Source organism: Aquidulcibacter paucihalophilus, from assembly GCF_002105465.1.
Lineage (GTDB): Bacteria > Pseudomonadota > Alphaproteobacteria > Caulobacterales > Aquidulcibacteraceae > Aquidulcibacter > Aquidulcibacter paucihalophilus.
Genome location: NZ_NCSQ01000158.1, coordinates 1 through 22,280, shown reverse-complemented (window position 1 = coordinate 22,280; position 22,280 = coordinate 1). Strand labels below are relative to the sequence as shown.

Below are 22,280 nucleotides of genomic sequence, written 5' to 3'. Positions count from 1 at the left end.
TGACGTGGGAAGGGGCCAGACATTGCCAACGGATATCGAAATTGCTCAAGCCGCGACTCCTGTCCCCTTGGCCCAGGTCGCAGCCAAAATTGGCATTCCTGCTGAGGCTTTGATCCCCTTTGGCCGCACGAAGGCTAAGCTCGACACGGTCCGACTGGCAGAGGCTAAGCGCGACCGGGAAGCAGCGCTCGTTCTGGTGACAGCCATGAGTCCAACCCCTGCTGGCGAAGGCAAGACCACCACGACAATCGGTCTGGGTGATGGTCTGGCCCGGCTGGGCAAGTCGGTTGCGATCTGCCTGCGCGAACCCTCACTCGGTCCCTGCTTTGGACAAAAAGGCGGTGCAACGGGGGGCGGCCACGCCCAGGTCATCCCGATGGATGAGATCAATCTCCATTTCACCGGCGACTTCCACGCCATCACCGCCGCGCATAATCTGTTGGCCGCCATGGTCGATAACCATCTCTACTGGGGCAATGCACTTGGGATTGATCCCCGAAAAGTCGTGTGGCGTCGCGTGATGGACATGAATGACCGCGCGCTCCGCTCGATCGTCAGTTCCCTAGGCGGAAATGGACAACCGGTGGAGACAGGCTTTGACATCACGGTTGCCTCAGAAGTCATGGCTATCTTTTGCTTGGCAGAAGATTTGGCAGATCTGCAAGCCCGACTAGGGGCCATTATTGTTGCGTTTCGGAAAGATCATAGTCCTGTTACCTGTGCAGACTTGAAAGCTGATGGGGCTATGACCGCCCTCTTGATGGAGGCGTTTGAGCCTAATCTGGTTCAGACTTTGGAGGGTAATCCCGCCCTGATCCATGGCGGGCCTTTTGCCAATATTGCCCATGGGTGCAACAGCGTGGTGGCCACCAAAACAGCCTTGGGCTTGGCTGACTTTGTGGTGACCGAAGCCGGTTTTGGGGCAGACCTCGGCGCAGAGAAATTCTTCAATATCAAATGTCGCAAAGCCGGCCTAAGCCCGAAAGCGGTTGTAGTGGTCGCCACAATCCGTTCTTTGAAGATGAATGGCGGGGTGGCGAAATCAGACCTTGGTCGCACGAATGTGGAGGCGTTGGTTCGCGGCTGCGCCAATCTTGGTCAGCATTTGGAAAATCTCGCCCGCTTTGGTGTACCCGCATTGGTGGCAATCAATCATTTTGTGCAGGATTCAACGGAAGAGATTGCCGCGGTTCAGCGCTTTGTTGAGAGCCACGGTAGCCGTGCCATCCTGTGTCGCCATTGGGCAGAGGGTGGGGCTGGCACGCAAGAGCTGGCGCAAGCGGTGGTTGAAGTGGTCGAAGCAGATCGCGCGCGCTTTCAACCGCTCTATGCCGATGATCTGCCCTTGAGTGCGAAAATCGAAGTTGTCGCGAAAGACATCTACCGCGCCGCCGACGTAGTGATCGATAAAGCTGCCCTCACCAAACTCCGCCGCTGGCAAGAGGCAGGCTTTGGCCATCTGCCAGTCTGCATGGCCAAGACCCAATATAGTTTCTCAACCGATCCGACCATCTTGGGCGCGGCACAGGGCCATGTTGTAACCGTCCGCGACGTGCGCCTTAGCGCCGGGGCAGGCTTTGTTGTCGCGTTGTGCGGCGACATCATGACGATGCCCGGACTGCCCAGAACCCCAGCCGCGGAAGCCATTGGGGTGGATGCAGACCGTCACATTACCGGCCTATTTTGACGGTGCAGCCCCGATCGTAAAGGGTCCAATTGCGTCCATGATTTTGGGGTCCTTGGCAGATTTGGCCCCGCCGAAGATAAAGGCCCCAGCATTGGCCTCTAGGGCGCGATAGGCGGCATCATAATCCCAGGTCGTCAGATAGAGCTTAGCTCCACTCAAATCGGCTTGGTCACCAAAGCTGGAGCTTGGGAAGATCAAGGTAATCCGCTTGGCGTCTTTATCCACCGAAATGCTGGGAGCTGGGCCGGTTTTGGTGCCTTCTTGGGATTCACTGGCACCGACATGGCTGAACAGCGCGTTGGTCCAGCCATGGGCGCGGAATCGATAGTGCCAACTCATGCCGTCTGGCAATTCCCCACGCTGGTTTGGCATGACGCGCGCGCCGCTATCGGTCTGACCTGGCAGTTGGATGAAGCCTGTCAGACTGAGATGGTCGAACCCATTTTGCGGACTCCACACTTGGCTAATCGCGCCAACGTCAATCTCTAGCTTGAGGGCCCCGCCAGCAGTCGAAGCCCGTACGCCGCGCAAGTCCATGGTGGGATCGGCAAAGCTGGGGTCCGTAGGATAAGCATAGGCTGCCCCCGGTGGCCCCGTATCATCCCCCACAGGATCGGCCACATCTTGACGCAGGTTCCAAGCCGGCCGCACGCGGAATGTCCCCGCGTTTGAGGCTTGACCCGACCGAGTGGCATAAGCCGTCACCCGATGCGTGATGGCCTCATCGACAAATGCGGCAGTGGAGATTTTCGCGGACCACCGCCCTGTCGCATCGGCTTGGACAGATTGGGCATCGCCCAAATTGCCATCGAGTACGAGCTTGATGGTTTCTGAGGGTGCAGCTTGGCCCCGCACGATCAAGGTCGGCTCGCTAATCGGGCCCGACGGCAAAGCATCGAGGGCTGGGCTGTTGGGTGCGGCCGTCAGACTAAGCGGCGGAGCTTTGGAAACCCGCCAGACGGCCCCCGCATGTGGGCCCAATTCAGTTGTCAGCCGCTGGTTTTGACCGACCACCAAGAGAGGAGCCTTGCCGTCCATCGCAAAGAGCGGCTGCAGAACCGTACCTGCGCCTTTGCCGATATCGAGATTTTCGAGAAGGACTGGATGGTCGGCGGTATTCATGGCAATCACGAGAGTCTCGCTGCCATCCTGCATCAGATAGACCAGCGCCCCAGCGCCAGCGGCTTCCGCCGCCAAGACTTTTGGCGTGCCGCGCGATAAGACCCGGTTTTCGCGGCGCAATTTCGTGAGGCTGGCGATATAGCGATACAGCGGGCTTGTGGTGTCAAAATGATCGCGTCCGCCCGAGCCCCAACCTTCCGCAAACATAGCGGCGCGCTGGACGGTAAAGCCTTGCTCTGTCCCATAATAAATGACGGGAATACCAGGTAGCGTCATCATCATCAGCAGGTTCTGACGCAAGCCTGTTTCTGTCCCGCCACTCAAGAAGCGGTCGACATCGTGATTATCAAGGAAAGTCGGCATCAGATGGGGCTGCTGATGCAATGCCATCATATTTTCGATCCGATAGGCCAATTCTGCTGGCGGTCTGCCTCGCGCGAAGACATCTGTGGCGGTGCCATAAAGTGGGAAGTTGATCATGCCGGGCGCACGCGCTTCGCCATTTGGGCCGACCATATAGCTATTGATGCGTCGGGCGACTTTGTCCTCAAAACGGCGGTCCATCCCAAAGCCTTCGCCAAAGACATGGAAATTGTCCCGGCCAGTCCGTCGCGCCACCTCCGCCATTCCAGGTGCCTTAGGGTCCTTACTGTAGAGGAAATCGGTCATGAGCTCTGGCGGCACATAGAAGATCGTATCGACCCGGAACCCATCCACCCCCGCTGCCTTGATCCAATGCGCATAGGACTCACGCAAGGCGCGCTTCACCACGGGATTTTCAGTGTTGAGGTCATCCAGGCCACTCAATTGGAAATTGAGCTCTTGGTCGCGAACGGATAAGTTATTGATGTCCGGTGTCCAATGATAAATCCCGGCTTCACGGTCCGCCTTCCGGCGGGGATCATTTAAGGAAAACGGATATTGTGTGGGTGCCGCCATGGGCACGGAGTTTGGATAAGGCGTATAGCCTTTGGTCGGGTCCTTCGGGTCGTAATCTGGCCCATAATTGAAGAAGTTACCGGTATGGTTGAGGACTATATCTTGGATCAGATACATGCCCCGGCCATGCAGCGCTCGCGATAGGCTCTGATAATCCTGGAGTGAACCCAAATGCCGATCAATGGCTTTGAGATTGCTCGCCCAATAGCCATGATAGCCGCCATAGCCCGTCGCGGGGTCCAGCCATTGATTTTCAACCGGCGGCGTCACCCAGACTGAGGTTGCCCCAAGGCCCTGAATATAATCCAGGCGCTTTTCAACGCCTTTGAGATCACCCCCTGAAAAGCGCCCGCGCTGGGTGGGGTCAAACTCACCCTTGCCTTGGTCGTTATTGCTGGGGTCGCCATCCTCAAAGCGATCGGTCATCACAAAATAAATGACCTGATCACGCCAATCGGGCGAGGGCACATGGAGGGGCCCTGTGGCCTGCGCCATTGCCCCACCGCCGGCCAAAGTCGCCCACGTCAGTGCAGCCAAGCTTAAGCCTTTTAGAAGCGATCGAACGGTCATGCAGAAGTCCTTATGGGCTGGGGTAAGCGGCGTGTCTGGCCGGCTTGTCGATAGGCACGGGGGGTTAGTCCAAAACGTTGTTTAAACTGAAAGGCAAAATGGGCGGGGCTGGAAAAGCCTGCATCTTGAGAAATGATGCCGATGGGATCCCGGCCTTGAACCAAGCGGCGTGCAGCCAGTTGCAAGCGGTAAATCCGAATATAGGCGGTTAGGCTCATACCCATAATCTCGGCAAACCGCCGCGAAAAATAACTGGCTGACATGTGACAAAGCGATGCCATTTGCTCCAGCGTCCAATCCTTGCCCGGCTGGGCACGCAGGGCTTCCAAGGCTGGGCGCAGGCGGTCGACAGGCAAGGTGACGTGTTGGCTCTTGCCGTGCATGTGGGCGGGCGAAACCCGGGTGGCATGGGCGGCCCACAAGATCAACTCCGCGGTTCGGGCAACAATGGCGGATTGAGCGTTGGTCTGGCTGGCTTCGAGGAGGAGGTCACAGAGCGTGTTGAGTTGCTTGGTTTGTTGCGGACTTGGCAGGCCATAAAATGGATAGCCCAAGTCCAATTCTGGCAGAGTTTGGGAAAGCGCCTCTACCGTATCGGCGTCCAATTGCAGCAACACCCATGATTTTTCCCCGGGGCTAAAGGCATAATCATGGCTGCACATCGGCGGGACATAGACGACACTTTGCGGCTCAAGGGTGGTCTCTTCCCCGTCCAACCAAAATGAGCCTTTGCCGGACTCAAAAATCACCAATTCCGCGACGCTGTGATAGTGGGGAAAGCGGTCTAAACCCGGTGCGTCCGGGCCATGCTTGACCCGCTCAGCCCATACGTGCGTGCCAGCGGCTAGTTCAACGGGTTCGCAAAGGTGACGCAGCGGCATGGTGTTACCATGACTTGAATTGAGATGGGGTGCAAGATTGGCTTGGCTGACGAGGCTGTGAACCAAGCGGCCTACGCACCTTCGCGCATCAAGTCTTTGGCTAAATGATCGCCCACGCGCAGAGCATTGGCCACAATCGTTAGCGTTGGATTGACGGCGGCAGAAGAAACAAACACGCTCGCATCCACCACATAGAGATTGTCCAAATCATGCGCCTTGCACCATTTGTCGACGACCGAAATTGCAGGGTCATCCCCCATCCGCAACGTGCCGCATTGATGGGCGGTGCCATAGAGCGGCAATTCTTGGTCGATTGTGAAATTGGCTTCGAACAAGGAAGAGCGTTCCCGCGTGAAATTTTCAAGCCCAACCTCTAACTTCTCGACTAATCTTTTATGCGCCGTCAAATCGCCTTCTGTGTAAGACAGCTTGATCCCGCCATTCTCATTGAGTGTCACCCGATTATAGGGCCGGGGCAGGTCTTCCGACATGACCAAAAAGCTGACCATGCGTTCGGCCAGTGCGTCCATGAAAGTGTCGGGCAGCAGATTAGGGCTGATGAAGTCTGCTAGCTGCCCTTCAAGCGTCTGCCCGGACATATATTCCAGCATTTGGATTTGCCCCATTGGATAGGGGAATTCCTCTTCCGTATCGCCATAGTAAAAATCATTGACGCAAAGGGTCTTTGGGAAGCTGGAATCGAAATGCTGCAAAGCTACCGAAATCACCGCCGACGTGGTGTGAAACATATAATTGCGTCCAACTTGGTCAGAGCTGTTGGCGAGGCCATTGGGATGTTTTGGGTTGGCGGACTTGAGCAACAGGGCAGCAGAATTGGCCGCACCAGCAGCTAATGCGACATAATCGGCGGAGAATGAGACCTCGCCATCTGGCCCAGAGGCGACCACTTCGGTGACCTTTCTGCCGGATGCGTCGGTCTTGAGCTCAAGGACCTTATAGCCCGGCAAAAGCTTGACATTGGGTGCGGCTTCCAGAGGCTGGAGCGCAGCCGTGCGAGCATCGACTTTGGCCAAGAGACGGCAAGGGAAGCCGCCACAGGTCTTGCAACGCACGCATTTGCCTTCTTGCGGATTGGCATCATTGCGGCGAATACCCAAAGGCAAGGGCGAAGGGGTCCAGCCTAAGTCCTCGAAATGGGCTTTCAGCCGCAGCATGCCGGGGTCATGGGTCAGCGCGGGGAAGGGATAGGGTGGGTCGTTAGGATCGTCAGTTGGGTCAATCCCGCGTTCGCCATGCACCTCCCACAGGCGCTCTGCCTGTTCATACCAAGGCCGCATATCATCATAGGTCACGGGCCAAGCTGGGCTGACGCCATCGAAATGGTCTACCCGATCAAAATCCAGCGGTTTAAAGCGCATGAGGGCAGCACCATAGAAACTCGTATTGCCGCCCACCCAATAATGGGTGTTGGGGGTAAATGGCTTGTCATCCTTATCGGTCCATTGCTCGTCCGTGCGATAGATGCGGTCGACAAACACCCGTTTCGGGTCCCAGTTTTCGCGCCCGACGGGAAGATGCTCACCCCGTTCTAAGATCAGGATTGACTTCCCCGTGCCCGCCAAGGCTTGGGCAAAGCTGGCGCCGCCGGCACCAGAACCGATAATCACAACATCATAATGGGGCATCAGAATCTCGTCAGGCTTTTGGGTCGGGTAGGGAAAATTTCTTAGCTTGTGGCCGGATCAAGGCCGCCGTCCAACTATCGGGAAGAATTTTCATAAATGCAACTGCAAGTTTATTGGGCCAGCCAGGCACGACCACCTCTTTGCCTGCCTCATTGGCGGCAATCGCGATGGCAACAACGTCTTCGGCGGTTTGTTTGTAGAGGCCGGATTTCGCGATCAATTGGTCGGTACCATTCGCCTTGGCAAACTCACTTTCGGTTTGGCCAGGGCAGACGGCGGTCAGAATCACACCCTTATCTGCGACTTCAGCGGATAGAGATTGGGTCATCTTCACAACAAAGCTCTTGGCAGCAGGGTAAAGCGTATGGCCCGCGGCACCAGAGGAAAAAGCAACCATGCTGGCCACATTGATGATCCGCCCATAGCCGCGCTCGACCATCGCGGGCAAAAGCGCATGGGTGAGGCTGACAACAGATGTTACCAGAACCGCGACAAAATCAATTTGCTCTCGGCCTTTCGTGGCCAAAAAGGTCTGGGGCAGGGAATAGCCTGCATTATTGATCAAAATATCACAGGATCGGCCCTGTTTGGCCAGCGCGCCGACGATGAGGTCAGTGGCCTCGGGTTTGGACAAGTCAGCCTGCACAGCAAAAGCCATAATGCCATGTTGCTGGCCTAATTCGAGCGCCAAAGCTTCCAAGCGGTCGAGACGGCGCGCCACCAGACACAGGTCTGTATCGCGCTTGGCATAGGCGCGGGCAAAGGCCTCGCCAATCCCTGATGAAGCTCCGGTGATAACGGCAAGGCGGCGCGTCGTTGCGGGCTGGCTCATAACAGATCGCCTTTTCTCGATGAGTTGGCCTACCCTAATGTGAAACCATAGCATTTGCACAGGTGGTGGGGTGATGGATGTGCGTTGCGCACAAGTGCTTATGCAGTTGGCATGATCTTGCCCGCGAATGTCCTGCGGTATCAGCGACCGCTTAAGCCAACAGGAATTTACACGTTGCTTGGTTGGCAAGCGGGAAAAGGGGTGCAACAGTTGACAGTGGAAGTGCTGAAATCAGACTGGACGTGTTCGACCTGCTTTCAGCCCACGGATCATTTTGGGGGGGCCAAAACGAATGTCTTTGAAATCCAACATGCTGTGTTGCACCATTTTGGCAACACTCTCTTTTGCCGCTGTCGTACCCGCTTTTGCGCAAACAGCACCCGCACCAACCCCAGCAGAACCTGCCAAGGAAGCAGAAGTCGTGGTCGTGGTAGGAACACGCATTGAAGGCGCAAAGGCTGCCGGAGATTTGCCGGTTTCTGTTCTGACGGCTGAGCGGATAGCCGCCGTCGGGAGTGTTTCGGGCGATGATTTGTTCCGCTCCATCCCGCAGGCAGGCGACGTTCAATTCCAAGAGTCACGCACCACCGGCAATTTGAACGATGCCCGCGGCGACAACTCATCCATCAATTTGCGCAGCGTCGGCACTGGCAACACCTTGGTGCTGCTCAATGGTCGCCGCATGATCCTGACGCCGGGCACGCAGACAGAAAACTTTGTGCCGGTACAAACGGCCAATACCAATTCCTTACCAGTCGGCGCGATAAGCCGCGTTGAAGTTTTGCGCGATGGCGCTGCGGCCATTTATGGTGCGGATGCGGTTGCGGGCGTCGTCAATGTCGTGCTCGACAAGCGCTACAAGGGCGTGCGGGTAGATGTGCGCCATGCATTCGCAGACGGGACCGAAGAATCCACAGCCGCGATCAAGTCGGGCTTTGAGACCCCAGGCGGTGGTCGCCTCATGCTGTTTGGCAGCTATACCCACCGTACCCCTTTGATGGCGAGTGAACGCGCATTCTCGGCCAGCTAGGATCATCGCGCTGCTTTGTTTGGCACGCCTTGGGCGGGTGATACGTCGTTTGATAACCGCTCAACCTCTTCCCCATGGGGGTCATTCACCGTCATTCCCGCAACCACGGTTGTTCGCCAAGGCACAACGGCTTTGACGGCTTCGGGCGTATTCCACGTGGAGCCGGTCAACAACTTTGCAGCCGGTTGCTCCAGCACCGTTTATAATGGTAACCTCTGTTTGCGCAGTGGCACCATCACGGGCGCAAACTCCCGCGTGTTGCGCTATGATGAAAACCCAGATCGCAGCATTCGCGGCGGATTAGATCGCGCGACGTTGTTCGGCACCTTCAGCCAAGACATTGGCCCGATGGAGTTCTTCTCCGAGCTTGGCTATTATCACGCCGAATTGGAGGGTCAGCGCGAACAGTCGGCCCCTATCTCCAGCGCGGTCATCTCTATCCCTGCCAGCAATTTCTATAATCCCTTCGGCGCGACGACCATTAATGGCGTGGCTAATCCCAATCGTCTGGCAAATCTGACGGGTGTGCCCACGACCGGTTTGGCGTTGCGCATCACCACCTATCGTCCGGTAGACACGGGTCCGCGTACGTTTGTCGTAACCGATGATATGGTGCGAGGCTTGGCCGGCTTGCGCGGCGATTGGCGCGATTTCAAGTGGGAATCCGCGGTGACCTATTTTTGGGCGCGCACCAATGATGAAACCCGTAACGCCATCAGCAACACCCTGTTCCAGCAGGCCTTGGCCAAATCGACGCCAGACGCCTATAACCCGTTCAATGGTGGCACTCAGCCAACCTATTCGTTTGGCGACGCAACCCCCAGCAATGCTGACACGATCAAGTCCTTCTTAGTCAATGCCAACCGGATTGGCACCACCTCTTTGGCTACCATCGACTTCAAAGCCTCCAAAGCAGAGCTGTTCAAACTGCCTGCGGGTTCGGTTGGCTTTGCTGGCGGTGTGGAAGTCCGCAAAGAAACCTATCAAGACAATCGCGACTCTCGCCTGGACGGAAAAATTACCTATACCGACAGTGTGACCGGCATCACGTATGGCACCGACATTATGGGCGCGAGCCCTGCGCCGGATGTGAAAGCAGACCGCACGGTTTCGGCGGTGTTTGCGGAATTGTCGGTACCTGTCGTGTCGGAAGAAATGGGCGTGCCCTTGATCAAGTCCATCGACTTGCAATTGGCTGCCCGCGGCGAAAGCTATTCGGATTTCGGCGATGTGGTGAAGCCAAAGATTGCGGGCAGCTGGGTCATTGTTGATGCGGTCAAGCTTCGCACCTCTTGGTCGCAAAGCTATCGTGCGCCAAACTTGGCGCAATTCTATAGTGCCGGAACCCAAGTGGCCAATACGCGGACCGACTTTGCCGCGTGCCGCCTTAACAATACAACCTGTACCGGCGTCAGCACGTTGGAAGTGCGGGCGGGCAACCAAAAGCTAAAGCCAGAAGATGCCGAAACCTTCTCTTACGGTGTCGTATTCCAGCCAATTAAAGGCCTGACTCTGACGGTGGATTCCTGGTCCTTGAAGTCGGAAGGGGTGATTGGGATACAAGGGGCTCAAAACCAGATCCTCTATGACCTCCTGTTGCGCCAAAGTGGTAAGTCCAATCCAAATGTGGTGCGCTTGGCCCCGGTCGGCACCCAAGTTGTAGGCGATCTTTCCTTTGTGCAGGATGATTATTTCAACCTCGGCCCTCGCACCTTGGAAGGGATCGACATTGGCTTGAGCTATGACCTCCGGACCAAAAAATATGGCAATTTTAGCATTGATTTGGCTGGTTCCAAGCTGACGGAGTTCCAACAGTCTGCCTCACCTTTGCAGCAAGAGCTGATCGATGCCAATGCCGCTGGTAAGTTTGGAACGGGCGTCACGATCACCCAAGCTGGCAGCCAAATTCAGGTCAATGGCAATCCTGAATGGCGCGCTTCTGCAAACCTAACATGGCGCAAGGGCCCGATCAGCATGGGTGCGTTGATCAATTATGTTGGGCCAGTCTTTGATACGGGCACCTTGCTGGTCAATGGGCAGAATTACCAGCTCGAATCCATGACCACGGTCAATACTTACATTCAATATCGCAAGGACGGCTACCGGGCTCGCTTTGGCGCACGCAACGCATTCGACCAAAAACCACCGCGTAGCTCGTCCAATTACGGCTTCTTGGGTTCCTTACATGACCCAATTGGTCGGATGTTCTATCTGGAACTGTCCAAAGACTTCTAAGGACAGACTAAACGTGAAAGTGGCCTCTTTCATCCGCACTGATTGAGAGAGGCCACGCGTGTTTGAGGTCTGTGGATTGGATTTTTAGCGGGGAAGGTATGGCGATGAAGCAAACATCACCTCTGATTCGATTGGTTGTGGGGGTTGTTGTTTCAGCCTCGTTGATTTTCACCCCCGTTCAGGCTCAACGCAGACAGCTTCTGGAATATCCCAGTATTCATTCCCCCGTTGTCGGCCAGTCCGGTATGGTGGTGACCCAGAATGCCATGGCGTCGAGAGTTGGGGCTGACATCATCGCCGAAGGTGGCAATGCGGTTGATGCGGCGGTTGCCATTGGCTTTGCGCTTGCTGTGACCTTGCCGCGTGCGGGCAATATTGGCGGCGATGGCTTTATGTTGATCCATGATCAGGCCACCGGCAAACAAGACTTTATCGACTTCCGGTCCGTCGCGCCCAAGGCTGCGACTTTGGCCATGTTTATCGATAATGCCGGTAAGGAAAGCCCGATTGCTGGGCGAGGTTATCTGGCCCCTTCGGTTCCCGGCACGGTCGCAGGCCTATATTTGGCCCATCAAAAGCATGGCAAACTGCCTTGGACGAAAGTGGTGGCCCCGGCGATTGCTCTGGCGCGTGACGGAATCGCCATTACCCCTGACGAAGCTTTTGTATTTGAATGGGCGAAGGAGCGTCTTTCGACCAGCGCGGCAGCCAAGCGCACTTTCTATAAGCCAGATGGCAGTCTCTATAAGGCCGGTGAGATTCTCAAGCAGCCAGACTTGGCTTGGACGCTGACCCAGATCGCCCGACGCGGTGCTGACGGCTTTTACAAGGGGCCTGTTGCCAAGAAGTTTGCCGCCGATATGGCCCGCCACAATGGCTTGATTACCGAGGCAGACCTTGCCGCCTATCGCCCGGTAGAACGCCAGCCCCTCAGGGGTAGTTATCGCGGCATCGAAATTGTGACCGCCCCGCCAGCCAGTGCAGGTGGTGCTACCATGCTCAATATTCTGAATATGCTTGAGAATTTTGATATGGCCGCCACACGTTCCGGCTCTGCACAATCCTTGCATTTGATGTCAGAAGCCATGAAGCGGGCCTATATCGACCGAGCGGAAGTTTTGGGCGATACCGATTTTGTGAAGGCCCCCGTACAAGGCTTCATTTCGAAGGCTTATGGCCAAGAGCGCGCCAAAACCATCGACCCAAACAAAGCCTCGGAAGTAAAAAAGCTGACCGTCGGCGATCCCATGCGCTTTGAAAGCCCATCGACAACCCATTATTCAGTGGCCGATCCTGAAGGCAATGTTGTCAGTACCACCTATACTCTGGGGGCAGACTTTGGCTCGGGTGTCATGATTGAGGGGACGGGCATTCTTCTCAATAATCAGATGAATAATTTCGACCATGAAGGGGCCTTTGAAGCGCAAAAGAACGGCACGCCACCGCCGCTAAATGCCATGGCACCAGGCAAGCGCATGTTATCGACCATGATGCCGACAATTGCCTATAAGGACGGCAAGCCTTGGTTGGTGGTCGGCACACCTGGCGGCAGCACCATCATCACAACCGTCACCCAGCTCCTCGTCAATGTGATTGATTTTAAACTCAACATTGATGAGGCAACCCATCAGCCGCGCATCTATCAAGGCTGGACCGACACGCTGCGGGTAGAACCCAATTTCAATCCAGACACAGTGGCGATCCTCGAGCGCATGGGGCATAAGGTGACGTCGGATGAGACGATGGGCAGCGCCCAGTCCATCATGATTGAAAATGGGCTCTATCTCGGCGCCGCTGATCCGCGTCGGCCCGGGGCATTGGCTATTCCCGTAAAGGCGCGGCGCTGAACGCAAACGTGGACAAGGGATAGCTTGATGGTTCCAACCTATGTCATAGGTTGGGACGAGAGAGACAACGGATCAGGTCATGCAAACCACGCTATCCCCTTTAAAATTCCAAGACCCTTTGCGCACGGCCAAGGGGGAAGAGCGGGCCTTAGTGGCTTTCGATCGGTTCCAAACGCTGTGGTTTAACACCGGCACTTTATGCAATATCACCTGCGTTAATTGCTATATCGAGAGTTCCCCCACCAATGACCGTTTGGTCTATCTGACCCCACAAGATGTCGTCCCCTTTCTAGATGAGTTGGCGGCAGAACAGCCTGGGGCAGTCGAAATTGGGTTGACGGGCGGGGAGCCTTTTCTTAATCCCGATGTCATTGAAATTTTGACCCTTGCTTTGGAGCGTGGGCATCCGGTTCTCATACTTACCAATGCGATGCGGCCGATGATGCGCCCGCGCGTGCAAGAGGGGATCGCACGCTTAATCGCCCGCTTTGGCGACCAATTGACTTTCCGTATTAGCCTTGATCATTGGAGCGCTCATTACCATGATCAAGAGCGTGGCGAGGGTGGCTTTGAGGAGACTTGTCAGGGGATTGATTGGCTTGCGGCCCAAGGGGCAAAGCTTGCGATCGCCGGGCGGACTTTGTGGGGGGAAAGCCAAGAAGAGAGCCAAGCAGGCTTTCGCGCCCTGGTGGCAGCGCGCAACTGGCCCATCGATGTGGATCAACCCTTGTCGCTCGTCCTGTTTCCAGAAATGGATGCGCGGGTGGATGTGCCTGAAATTACCCCAGCCTGTTGGGGGATTTTGGGCGTCGATCCAAAAGGCCTAATGTGTGCAAGTTCGCGCATGATCGTCAAACGCAAAGGGGCGGTTGCGCCTATCGTTCTGCCTTGCACCCTATTGCCCTATGATACCAGCTTTGAGATGGGCACGACTTTGGCATCGAGTCTCGGGTCGGTGCGCCTCAATCATCCCCATTGCGCGAAATTCTGCGTCTTGGGGGGCGGTTCCTGTTCCGCCTAATCCCAGGTCCGGCCCAATAGGACCCCAAGCTCTTCCAGCAATTGCGCCTCGGAAGTCACCTTAATGGTGCGCATCCCCATGGCTTTGGCAGGCTTGAGATTAATCCCGAGATCGTCGAGATAAATGCATGCGGCAGGATCCAACTGCAGCGTTTCACACATCAGTTGATAGATGCGGGGATCGGGCTTGCGAATGCCGATTTTGGAGCTCTCGATCACATGGTCAAAACTTGCCATCACCTCGCCTACGGCCCGGGCTTTCTCCAAAGTGCCCGCCATGCCGGCACCGTGGCCCACGGGCACATTGTTGGTGATGCAACCAAGCCGATAAGTGCCTTTCAGCGCCTTTAGGGCCGCAATTGCACCGGGGCGTAAGTCTCCAGCCAGCAAGGCCAAGACGTCTCGCCCGGCCACCTTATAGCCCAAGGACGTGCTTTCGGCGGTGAACATGGCATCGAAAGCCTCTGCGTCGATTTCTGCCCGCTCAAACAAAGCCCAAGCATTGGTATCAGGGTTCACGCTATTGACTTGGCGAATGAAATTTTCGGGCAGACCGCTCTGGCGTTCATAACGAGCGAAGGCTTCAAACGGCGATGAGGTCAAGACCCCACCAAAATCCCAAATCACTGCATCTGTCCGCACTGTTTTTCCTGCCCTTTATCAGGCTGACAGCTTAGGCGGTTTTCGCGTTTCTATTCAAGTCGTCGTATCTCTGCAGTCCGGATCAGTGATTGGCTATCAGAATAAATTTATCTTAAAAGCTTCTTTTGATTTGGTTTGTGTGTTTGGGTGCCTTGATTGGTCGGTAACTTCGCCTTTAAAGCGAAGTATGAGGTAAATATTACGCCATAAACATGTATATACATGATTTTTATTGACTTTATATATTCAGGATGACTTTGTGCTTGTGGTAACCACCGCCTAAATAACTGCACAGTCGCACCAAGTCTTGTTTGTAAGGTCGCATCCATGAAACGCATCGCCCTTTGGTCTGCATCGGCATGCCTGCTGGTCCCAGCGCTCGCCTCCGCACAACAACCAATGGATTTACAATTGCCCACCCATGCCAAAGCCGGGCAATGTTTTGCGCGTGTCCTCGTGCATGCAACTTATCGGGCTGAAACGGTGCCTGTGATCCTTCGCGATGCCCACGAAAGCGTGCAGGTTCGCGATCCAGTGTTTAAGTCAGAGGTAAAGACCTTTCAGTTGAGTGACGCTTATAAGGATTATGTCGTCACGCCACCAACCTTCCGGACCGAGCAACAGAAGATTGTTGTTCGTCCAGCCCATGAGCGCTTGCGTGCTTCCCCGGCCGTGATTGGAACCCGTCCCGTAACAGTGGTGATCCGCGAGCCACGACTGGTTTGGCGTCCCGGTAGCAAGGGCTCAGATGTGCGCCGCATAGATGCGGCCACGGGCGAAGTATTTTGTCTTTTGGAAGAACCGGCCAAGACGGCCGTCATGCATCGCGAAGTGCAAATCACCCCAGCACAAGTCACGCGTGAGACTGTTCCCGCGGTCGAAGAGACGGTTATGCGTCGCTATTTGGTGACGCCACCCACCGTGCGGGAAGTATTGGTCAAAGCCGAGACAAAAGATATCAAAGTAGATACTTTGATTGAGCCAGCTCGCGAGGTCCGCACGAAAGTAGAGCCTCGAATGGGCAGCATGCAGCGTGAAGTCGAAGTCACGCCAGAATGCTATGAGTGGGTGCCCGTCGTCTGCGTCGATACGCCGGAAGGCAAACAGTCGATCCAGGCGGTTCAGCGCGCCTTGGCAGCCCGTAAACTCTATAGTGGCCCGATTGATGGCGTTGTTGGACCAAAGACGAAGCAGGCACTGGCTGCATTTCAGCGGGCTAGCGGCTTGCCGGGCCAAGGTAGTTTGACGGTAGAAACAACGCGCGCGCTCGGACTATAAGCATTCAATCATTTAAGATTGCTTTCCCGATGAAATGGCTGGGATACTTCTCAGTTGATCTGAACCCAGTCTCTTGCGCTAATATTTTCTTCGGGTATCAGTTTCGCCACCTTGGAGAACTTGTGCTTTGGCTGCATCAACTTCGATTCCTATAACCATAATGATTGTCGATGATAATCAGCATATGCGCGGGATATTGAAGGAGTTGCTGCGCGCTGCTGGCGTCAATGATATTAAGGAAGCCTCCGATCCAGTTGAAGCTTTCGAGTATATGAAGGCGAGTTCGGTTGATTTGCTTCTTGTCGACTTGGCGATGCCCTTGATCGATGGTGTTGAATTCACCAAAATGATCCGCACAAGCGACGATAGTCCTAACCCCTTCCTGCCTATCATTATGATCACAGGCCATTCAGAGCGCTCGCGCGTCAGTGCAGCGCGCGATGCGGGCGTGAATGAGTTTCTGGTAAAGCCTGTAACCGCCAAAAGTTTGATGGAGCGCCTGACATTGATCGTCAACAAGCCCCGAAACTTTGTGAAGAGTAAGACCTATTTCGGGCCGGACCGTCGTCGTAGACCCGATCCGAATTATGGCGGCAGTGAGCGCCGCAAAGACCTGCAAGCCAAGGGCTGAGGCAGGCCGCGTGTACCTTGCGTGACGCGGTGATATTTCGCTGAAGTTTCATGACGCAGGAAGACTAGCGAATTCCACGCCAGATTCTTTGAAAAAATTGCAGCGAAAAAACCTAGATAGTATTTTGAAAAATATGAGCTTTTTGAGGATTTTTTTTGAAGCTGTTTTTCGAGGTGAAAAAAACGATTGCGCCACGGAAAAATAGCCTTATACGCGCTTCTTCCGGCGGACCTGGAAACAGCATCCAGTCCACTAACGCCCCCTCGGGCCCAGGCCACACGGCAGCGGCTTCCATCCCCGCTTCCGGCGTAAGCTTCCAAGGGCGGACCTGACTTACATCCGGGTTGTGATCGGGCTTCCGATCATGGCCTAGCATGTCCGACTAACGCCGGCCTGGGTTTAGATCATAGGGGGGTCCGCATGGATCACTTCAATTCTGCGCACGACGCTGTCGTGAAGCTGCGTCCGGATGTGCCATTGGCCGTCAACCGTCCGCATCTTGTTCGGGCGGCTGCACGTTGGTTCCTCGATTCATTCGAGGGGGATATTCTCTATGCCGTGAAGGCAAACCCTTCGCCATGGGTGCTGGAAGCTTTGTGGCGGGAAGGCGTTCGTCATTTCGATGTTGCATCGGTCAATGAGTGCAAGCTGGTGCGGGACATGTTCCCATCCGCAACCTTGGCCTTCATGCATCCGGTGAAGAATCGCGCTGCGATCGCGCGTGCATATCATGAGTTTGGTTGCCGCATTTTCGCGCTTGATAGCGTGGAAGAGCTGCAAAAAATTCTTGATGAGACCGGCGGGGCCACCGATCTGACGTTTATTGTGCGCTTGCGCGTCAGCAATGCGGACGCCAGCTTGAAGCTAGAGGCCAAGTTTGGTGCCATGGGCGATGAGGCTGTGACCTTGTTGCGCCAAGCCCGCGCTGCAACGCAAGAAGATTTGGGTGTGTCCTTCCATGTGGGCAGCCAGTGCATGAATCCCAGCGCGTGGCGCGCAGCCCTTCGCGAAGCCTCCCAATTGATTATCCAAGCCGGTGTCACCATCGACGTGGTTGATGTTGGGGGTGGCTTCCCATCCATTTATCCAGGCATGAACCCGCCACCGATGCAGCTCTTCATCGATGAAATCCATCGTGTGTTTGACGCCATGCCGGTGACGATGAATTGCAAACTATGGGCAGAACCCGGTCGCGCCCTCGTGGCAGAAGCAACCTCGATTGTTGTCAAAGTCGATCTGCGCAAGGGTGATGCGCTTTATATCAATGACGGCTCTTACGGGAATTTGTTTGATGCCACTCATGTTGGTTGGGTCTATCCAGTCGCCATGATCCGTCCTGAAGGGGGTGAGCCGTCTAAACTGGCTGACTTCCGCTTCTACGGGCCGACCTGTGACTCCATGGATGCCGCAACGGGCCCATTCCGTTTGCCTGCCGATATTGGCGAAGGCGATTGGATCGAGATCGGCATGCTGGGTGCCTACGGTGTTGCCATGGCTACGCGGTTTAATGGCTATGGTGAAAGCGTGGATGTCATTGCTGAAGATGCACCCCATGCTTCGATGTTCCCAATGCCAGAACGCGTCGCCGCGCGTGTCAGCCGGTTTGCAAAAGGCTAGTTGAAGCTAGATCGTTTTTCGGGGAAGGCAGGTGCGCGATAAGCCACCTGCCTTTTCTCTTTTGGGCCCGCACTTTACTGCACTCCAGCGCCGCTAACCCTTTGCCGAAGTTTGAGACTTGGACTATGTCACCTATACCGCAGTCGGTATGAGGATACACGTCGCATGGTACAGCTTACACTTCCAGCCAATTCTCGAGTGACCAAGGGCAAGCATTTTCCTGCCCCTGCCGGCGCGAAGAAAGTGCGGACGTTTAAGATTTACCGCTATGACCCAGAAACGGGCCAGAACCCCCGCTGGGACACTTATGACGTCGCCGTCGATCAATGCGGCCCCATGGTTCTCGATGCGCTGATCCATATCAAAAGCACGATGGATGCGACCTTGACCTTCCGCCGTTCCTGCCGCGAGGGCGTGTGCGGGTCTTGCGCGATGAATATTGGTGGACGCAACACTTTGGCCTGCACCAAGGGTCATGATGAAATTCCAGGCGACACACTTGCTGTTAGCCCGCTGCCGCATATGCCGGTGATCAAGGACTTGGTGCCCGACCTTACCAACTTCTACGCCCAATATGCCTCCATTGAGCCTTATATGCAGACAACAACGCCTGCCCCGGAAAAGGAGTGGAAGCAGAGCCCAGAAGACCGCGAAAAGATGGATGGCCTCTATGAGTGCATCCTGTGCGCCTGTTGCTCCACCTCTTGCCCATCTTATTGGTGGAATGGCGACCGTTATTTGGGCCCGGCAGTTCTTTTGCAAGCTTATCGCTGGCTGATCGACAGCCGCGATGAGGAAAAGGGCAAGCGTTTGGATAATCTGGAAGACCCCTTCCGGCTCTATCGCTGCCATACCATCATGAATTGCGCCCAAGTCTGCCCCAAGGGCCTCAATCCCGCCAAAGCCATTGGCGAGATTAAGACCATGATGGTTGAGCGCGCCATCTAGGCGCGGAGGCGGGCGGCCAAGGCCGATGGCCGGGCCGCCAGAAACGCACGCAAACGGGTGCCATAGTCTGAGCTGACCGCTTGTTTGATCGAGGGACGATGCCTTAAGGCTTCGCGCCAAGCTCGAATCTTGGGTGTCTGATCAAAGACCCCAATGCCAGTTAGCTCGTCAAATGTATCAAAATAGCGAAAGATCGGGCCAAAGACCGCATCAACCAAGCTGAATTGCGTGCCTGCGAAAAAAGGTCCTTCGGCGAGAACTTTCTCGAGCTGGGAGAATTTAGCGGTCAGGCTGTCAAGCTTGGCCGCCAAGCCTGCCTCATCTGCGGCATTATACAGGCCGGCAATATCTGCCAATATAGCTGATCCGAACTCGATCCACGCGCGATGTTCAGCCCGCGTGAGGGCATCAACCGGGTGGAGTGGGTTGGGCTGTGTCTCTTCCAAATACTCAAGAATGACAGCACTTTCAAAGACAGCCCGGTCCCCCACGAGCAGAACCGGTGTCTTTCCGAGCGGCGAGATGGCTAGAAACCAGTCAGGCTTTTGGGCAAGGTCAATGTCAATCCGCTCAAACGGCACATTTTTTTCAGTTAGGGCAATAACAGCCCGTTGAACATAAGGGCACAATGGGTGGCTGATTAATTTGAGGGGCGGTGTTGACATGGCTGTCTCCGATAGATGCAATTGCATTAATCTAACTGCGCCAGCTTTGACTGTCAATCTTGATGCAATTGCATTAATCGTGCAGAGGTTAAGGCATGACGATCAAACGAGCTGCACAAGCTGATGCCAATGCCGGGGTTCGGGTGTGGAAGCGCCTTGTGCAAGCCGGCCAACAAACCATGGCAGCCGTTGAAGCCGATCTGAAAGCCGCCGGATTGCCGCCGCTGATCTGGTATGATGCCCTGTGGGAATTGGAACAAGCTGGCGAGGAGGGGTTACGCCCGTTTGAACTCGAACGCGCCATGCTGTTAGCGCAATATAATCTTTCCCGTCTGCTGGATCGGCTTGAGGCTGCAGGTCACGTCGTCCGCTGTCGATGCCCAGGCGATGGACGCGGACAAATGATCCGTTTGACTGATACGGGTCGCCTCCTGCGTCAGACCATGTGGCCCGTCTATGCCAACGCAATCCACACACATATCACTGTTCACCTCAATCAGAGTGAGGCTGACCAACTGGCCGATGCATTAGCGCTTCTGGTCCGTCCGCGTCCGTAAGCATATGCCTTCACTCCTGAGAGCATAATAAAAATGACGCGTGCGTCACCTCGTCGCGCGGCAAATCGTCAACTGGAAACCTACCTGCCACCGCCCCAAAAGGATCAGCGTTCTCAGAAATTGTTTGAGACTGACCACCATGAGGGGACGCATATGAAGAAACTTTTGATGACGGCGATCGCCGCAGCCGCGCTGGTAGGGACCACCGCCACCGCGCAGGATTTCAAGAAGCCTGAAGCTGGAACCATTAAGCTGGATGTCCGCCTGACCGGCATCATTCCCGACGAAAGCGGCTCGATCCGGACTGCCGCTGGGGCTGCGACGGGCCTGAATGTGAAGGTCAATGATTCCTTCGTTCCAACCATTGGGCTGGAATATTATCTCAATCCCAAAGTCTCCTTCGAGTTGATCGCCGGATCAGGCAATCACAAGGTCAAGGCTGTGGGCGGGGCGACGAATGTCGAGGTGGCAGAGCTGTGGCATGTGCCGCCCACTTTGACCGCCAAATATCATTTCAATTCTGACGCGCGCATCTCGCCCTATGTCGGTGCTGGTCTGACCTATATCTGGTTTGCCTCCGAAGATGGCAAGAATGGCTTTAATGTCGACCTAAAGGATGACTTTGGTTATGCCGTGCAACTGGGGGCTGATATTGCCACCACCGGGCCTTGGTCGGTGAATGTCGACCTCAAGCATATCGCCTTTGAGACCGATGCTAATATTAATTTCGGGGCGTTGAAGTCGAAGGTCACGCTAGACCCTTGGGTGGCTTCGGTTGGAATCGGCTATAAATTCTGATCGCGCTCGACGAAAATGGGCATCACAAACGTGATGCCCGTTATTCTGCACTTGGTGCATGGCCTAAAGCCGGATGACACTTTCGATCTTATGGGCCAAATGCGCATATTGGGGATAGTCTTCACACAGGATTTGTAGGAAGACATCCCAAGGCGGAATATTGCTCATATAGACGGGCCCTTCGAGGCCCGCATAGGCACCACCGCCAACCCCAGTGTACAGACCACCGCCTGGACCAGTGTAGAGGCCGCCCCCAGGGCCAGTATAGAGACCGCCGCCGGGCTCCCGGCTGAGCCCGCCGCCACGCCCGTTTGAAAGGCCTCCGCCGGGCCCCTTATAGAGTCCGCCGCCCGGACCATCATAAAGCCCGCCGCCAGGTTCCTTAGACCGACCGCCGCCTGGACCTGTGTAAAGACCGCCGCCGGGGGCCGTGCTGCGCCCGCCGCCTGCACCGACAGATTGATTACGTGGCCACATGTCCTGCACTCCAAGCGAAGAAAGCCACACTCCTAGCGCCGAAAGTTTAACTTTGACTGACTCTCAGACTAAACGAATAAAGGCCGGAGGGGCTCCGGCCTTTTGATGTACTTTGTTTTAGTTGAAACTGACTTTTGGAACCGCGCTGACAGAGTCGCGTTCATTTCGGTCGAGTTCGAAATAGGCCCGTTCTGGGAAGTTGAACACCGCGGCAACCATGTTGCTGGGAAAGGACTGGATTGCGGTATTATAGCTGGCGACGGCCGCGTTAAAGGCCCGACGTGAGGCACCCAGCTTGTCTTCAATATCGGCCAATTCACCCTGCAGGGTTTGGAAATTGGCGCTGGCCTTCAGCTCTGGATAATTCTCAGCTACCGCCATAAGATTGCCCAAAGCACCAGACAGAACTTTCTCGGCTTTCTCCAACTGGTCGGGGGACTTAGCGTCCAAGGCACCGGCGCGGGCTGCAATAACTGCTGTCAGCGTGCCAGATTCGTGGGTGGCATAGCCTTTCACAGTCTCAACCAAGTTTGGCACCAAGTCGTGACGTTGGCGCAGCGCCGCATCAATATCGGCCCAGCCTTGGTTGCAATTCTGGCGTGCGGCAACAAGATTATTGTACATGCCGGCGACCAAGAAAATCAGAATGACCGGTATGCCGACCCAGATAAACAATTCCATGGCTTCTACTCCCAACACTCTCGCGCAAGCGCCTTCTGGCCCGAACGCCGCCCATCTGGCTTGCACGCGGCACCTCACACACGCCTCCATGCCACATTAAAGCCTATAAATCGTTAAGCACTTTGGTGCGCGGTTCTTCTAGGCCGTGTGGACAAAGTGGATTCCCAAATCAGTTAG

General features: G+C 55.5%; 20 protein-coding genes. 11 read left to right on the top strand and 9 right to left on the bottom strand.

All coding sequences use genetic code 11. The annotated features are described in order from the left end of the window. Positions 1-22 precede the first annotated feature (22 nt). Complete coding sequence (locus tag B7364_RS11590) at positions 23-1,687, top strand: formate--tetrahydrofolate ligase (protein ID WP_085340196.1); 1,665 nt, start codon at positions 23-25, stop codon at positions 1,685-1,687. On the opposite strand, the gene B7364_RS11585 is transcribed toward B7364_RS11590, so the two are convergent. The 4 genes from B7364_RS11585 to B7364_RS11570 form a co-directional block, all read right to left on the bottom strand. Beyond that, complete coding sequence (locus tag B7364_RS11585; protein WP_085340195.1) at positions 1,679-4,318, bottom strand: alpha-amylase family glycosyl hydrolase; 2,640 nt, start codon at positions 4,316-4,318, stop codon at positions 1,679-1,681. The two genes, B7364_RS11590 and B7364_RS11585, sit on opposite strands and share 9 nt — an antisense overlap. Next, positions 4,315-5,199 (bottom strand): AraC family transcriptional regulator, encoded by an 885-nt coding sequence (locus B7364_RS11580; RefSeq protein ID WP_085340194.1) that lies wholly within the window; start codon positions 5,197-5,199, stop codon positions 4,315-4,317. Before B7364_RS11580 ends, B7364_RS11585 begins: the two co-directional genes overlap by 4 nt. 71 nt (positions 5,200-5,270) lie before the next feature. After that, positions 5,271-6,845, bottom strand: coding sequence for a GMC oxidoreductase (locus tag B7364_RS11575; protein WP_085340193.1), 1,575 nt, complete (start codon positions 6,843-6,845; stop codon positions 5,271-5,273). Between the two features lie 10 nt (positions 6,846-6,855). Further along, the gene (locus tag B7364_RS11570; RefSeq protein WP_085340192.1) at positions 6,856-7,677 is read right to left on the bottom strand and encodes an SDR family NAD(P)-dependent oxidoreductase; all 822 of its coding nucleotides are present in this window, start codon (positions 7,675-7,677) and stop codon (positions 6,856-6,858) included. 292 nt (positions 7,678-7,969) lie between these two features. Here B7364_RS11570 and B7364_RS11565 point away from each other — a divergent pair, with 292 nt between their 5' ends. The 4 genes from B7364_RS11565 to B7364_RS11550 all read left to right on the top strand — a co-directional run bounded on the left by B7364_RS11565 (position 7,970) and on the right by B7364_RS11550 (position 13,810). Beyond that, positions 7,970-8,707: a TonB-dependent receptor plug domain-containing protein gene (locus tag B7364_RS11565; protein WP_085340191.1), complete on the top strand. Its 738-nt coding sequence runs from the start codon at positions 7,970-7,972 to the stop codon at positions 8,705-8,707. A 15-nt stretch (positions 8,708-8,722) separates the two neighbouring features. After that, the gene (locus B7364_RS11560; protein WP_085340190.1) at positions 8,723-10,942 is read left to right on the top strand and encodes a TonB-dependent receptor; all 2,220 of its coding nucleotides are present in this window, start codon (positions 8,723-8,725) and stop codon (positions 10,940-10,942) included. 104 nt (positions 10,943-11,046) lie between these two features. Continuing rightward, positions 11,047-12,789 carry a gamma-glutamyltransferase gene (gene ggt / locus B7364_RS11555; RefSeq protein ID WP_085340222.1) on the top strand — a complete coding sequence of 581 codons (1,743 nt, stop codon included), beginning with the start codon at positions 11,047-11,049 and terminating at the stop codon, positions 12,787-12,789. Between the two features lie 79 nt (positions 12,790-12,868). Beyond that, the gene (locus B7364_RS11550) at positions 12,869-13,810 is read left to right on the top strand and encodes a radical SAM protein (RefSeq protein WP_085340189.1); all 942 of its coding nucleotides are present in this window, start codon (positions 12,869-12,871) and stop codon (positions 13,808-13,810) included. Here the strand turns inward: B7364_RS11550 and B7364_RS11545 are convergent. Next, positions 13,807-14,451, bottom strand: a complete 645-nt coding sequence (locus B7364_RS11545) for an HAD-IA family hydrolase (RefSeq protein WP_085340188.1) — start codon at positions 14,449-14,451, stop codon at positions 13,807-13,809. The two genes, B7364_RS11550 and B7364_RS11545, sit on opposite strands and share 4 nt — an antisense overlap. Positions 14,452-14,778: 327 nt before the next feature. Between B7364_RS11545 and B7364_RS11540 the strand changes: the two genes are divergently transcribed. Together B7364_RS11540 and B7364_RS11535 are read left to right on the top strand one after the other, a co-directional pair. Beyond that, positions 14,779-15,729 (top strand): peptidoglycan-binding domain-containing protein, encoded by a 951-nt coding sequence (locus tag B7364_RS11540; RefSeq protein ID WP_085340187.1) that lies wholly within the window; start codon positions 14,779-14,781, stop codon positions 15,727-15,729. Between the two features lie 160 nt (positions 15,730-15,889). Then, positions 15,890-16,360: a response regulator gene (locus B7364_RS11535; RefSeq protein WP_085340186.1), complete on the top strand. Its 471-nt coding sequence runs from the start codon at positions 15,890-15,892 to the stop codon at positions 16,358-16,360. Between the two features lie 112 nt (positions 16,361-16,472). On the opposite strand, the gene B7364_RS11530 is transcribed toward B7364_RS11535, so the two are convergent. Beyond that, complete coding sequence (locus B7364_RS11530) at positions 16,473-16,655, bottom strand: hypothetical protein (RefSeq protein WP_085340185.1); 183 nt, start codon at positions 16,653-16,655, stop codon at positions 16,473-16,475. Between the two features lie 125 nt (positions 16,656-16,780). On the opposite strand from B7364_RS11530, the gene B7364_RS11525 reads away from it, so the two are divergent. Next, positions 16,781-17,977, top strand: a complete 1,197-nt coding sequence (locus tag B7364_RS11525) for a type III PLP-dependent enzyme (RefSeq protein WP_085340184.1) — start codon at positions 16,781-16,783, stop codon at positions 17,975-17,977. Between the two features lie 165 nt (positions 17,978-18,142). Next, positions 18,143-18,925, top strand: coding sequence for a succinate dehydrogenase iron-sulfur subunit (locus B7364_RS11520; protein ID WP_085340183.1), 783 nt, complete (start codon positions 18,143-18,145; stop codon positions 18,923-18,925). On the opposite strand, the gene B7364_RS11515 is transcribed toward B7364_RS11520, so the two are convergent. Further along, positions 18,922-19,590: a glutathione S-transferase family protein gene (locus tag B7364_RS11515; RefSeq protein WP_085340221.1), complete on the bottom strand. Its 669-nt coding sequence runs from the start codon at positions 19,588-19,590 to the stop codon at positions 18,922-18,924. The genes B7364_RS11520 and B7364_RS11515 overlap by 4 nt on opposite strands. A 95-nt stretch (positions 19,591-19,685) precedes the next feature. On the opposite strand from B7364_RS11515, the gene B7364_RS11510 reads away from it, so the two are divergent. Both B7364_RS11510 and B7364_RS11505 read left to right on the top strand, forming a co-directional pair. Next, the gene (locus tag B7364_RS11510; protein ID WP_085340182.1) at positions 19,686-20,147 is read left to right on the top strand and encodes a MarR family winged helix-turn-helix transcriptional regulator; all 462 of its coding nucleotides are present in this window, start codon (positions 19,686-19,688) and stop codon (positions 20,145-20,147) included. 153 nt (positions 20,148-20,300) lie between these two features. Next, the gene (locus B7364_RS11505; protein ID WP_085340220.1) at positions 20,301-20,945 is read left to right on the top strand and encodes an OmpW/AlkL family protein; all 645 of its coding nucleotides are present in this window, start codon (positions 20,301-20,303) and stop codon (positions 20,943-20,945) included. Positions 20,946-21,008: 63 nt separating this feature from the next. On the opposite strand, the gene B7364_RS11500 is transcribed toward B7364_RS11505, so the two are convergent. Both B7364_RS11500 and B7364_RS11495 read right to left on the bottom strand, forming a co-directional pair. Beyond that, on the bottom strand, positions 21,009-21,422 hold the full coding sequence (locus tag B7364_RS11500; protein WP_085340181.1) for a hypothetical protein: 414 nt from the start codon (positions 21,420-21,422) through the stop codon (positions 21,009-21,011). A gap of 117 nt (positions 21,423-21,539) precedes the next feature. Then, positions 21,540-22,103, bottom strand: coding sequence for a LemA family protein (locus B7364_RS11495; protein WP_085340180.1), 564 nt, complete (start codon positions 22,101-22,103; stop codon positions 21,540-21,542). Between the last annotated feature and the right edge of the window lie 177 nt (positions 22,104-22,280).

What these genes read in the sequence shown, in the direction of transcription:
- B7364_RS11585 (WP_085340195.1), bottom strand. Translation starts at nt 4,318, where the DNA reads ATGACCGTTCGATCGCTTCTAAAAGGCTTAAGCTTGGCTGCACTGACG.
- B7364_RS11580 (WP_085340194.1), bottom strand. Translation starts at nt 5,199, where the DNA reads ATGCCGCTGCGTCACCTTTGCGAACCCGTTGAACTAGCCGCTGGCACG.
- B7364_RS11575 (WP_085340193.1), bottom strand. Translation starts at nt 6,845, where the DNA reads ATGCCCCATTATGATGTTGTGATTATCGGTTCTGGTGCCGGCGGCGCC.
- B7364_RS11570 (WP_085340192.1), bottom strand. Translation starts at nt 7,677, where the DNA reads ATGAGCCAGCCCGCAACGACGCGCCGCCTTGCCGTTATCACCGGAGCT.
- B7364_RS11565 (WP_085340191.1), top strand. Translation starts at nt 7,970, where the DNA reads ATGTCTTTGAAATCCAACATGCTGTGTTGCACCATTTTGGCAACACTC.
- ggt (WP_085340222.1), top strand. Translation starts at nt 11,047, where the DNA reads ATGAAGCAAACATCACCTCTGATTCGATTGGTTGTGGGGGTTGTTGTT.
- B7364_RS11550 (WP_085340189.1), top strand. Translation starts at nt 12,869, where the DNA reads ATGCAAACCACGCTATCCCCTTTAAAATTCCAAGACCCTTTGCGCACG.
- B7364_RS11540 (WP_085340187.1), top strand. Translation starts at nt 14,779, where the DNA reads ATGAAACGCATCGCCCTTTGGTCTGCATCGGCATGCCTGCTGGTCCCA.
- B7364_RS11535 (WP_085340186.1), top strand. Translation starts at nt 15,890, where the DNA reads ATGATTGTCGATGATAATCAGCATATGCGCGGGATATTGAAGGAGTTG.
- B7364_RS11530 (WP_085340185.1), bottom strand. Translation starts at nt 16,655, where the DNA reads ATGGAAGCCGCTGCCGTGTGGCCTGGGCCCGAGGGGGCGTTAGTGGAC.
- B7364_RS11525 (WP_085340184.1), top strand. Translation starts at nt 16,781, where the DNA reads ATGGATCACTTCAATTCTGCGCACGACGCTGTCGTGAAGCTGCGTCCG.
- B7364_RS11520 (WP_085340183.1), top strand. Translation starts at nt 18,143, where the DNA reads ATGGTACAGCTTACACTTCCAGCCAATTCTCGAGTGACCAAGGGCAAG.
- B7364_RS11515 (WP_085340221.1), bottom strand. Translation starts at nt 19,590, where the DNA reads ATGTCAACACCGCCCCTCAAATTAATCAGCCACCCATTGTGCCCTTAT.
- B7364_RS11510 (WP_085340182.1), top strand. Translation starts at nt 19,686, where the DNA reads ATGACGATCAAACGAGCTGCACAAGCTGATGCCAATGCCGGGGTTCGG.
- B7364_RS11505 (WP_085340220.1), top strand. Translation starts at nt 20,301, where the DNA reads ATGAAGAAACTTTTGATGACGGCGATCGCCGCAGCCGCGCTGGTAGGG.
- B7364_RS11500 (WP_085340181.1), bottom strand. Translation starts at nt 21,422, where the DNA reads ATGTGGCCACGTAATCAATCTGTCGGTGCAGGCGGCGGGCGCAGCACG.
- B7364_RS11495 (WP_085340180.1), bottom strand. Translation starts at nt 22,103, where the DNA reads ATGGAATTGTTTATCTGGGTCGGCATACCGGTCATTCTGATTTTCTTG.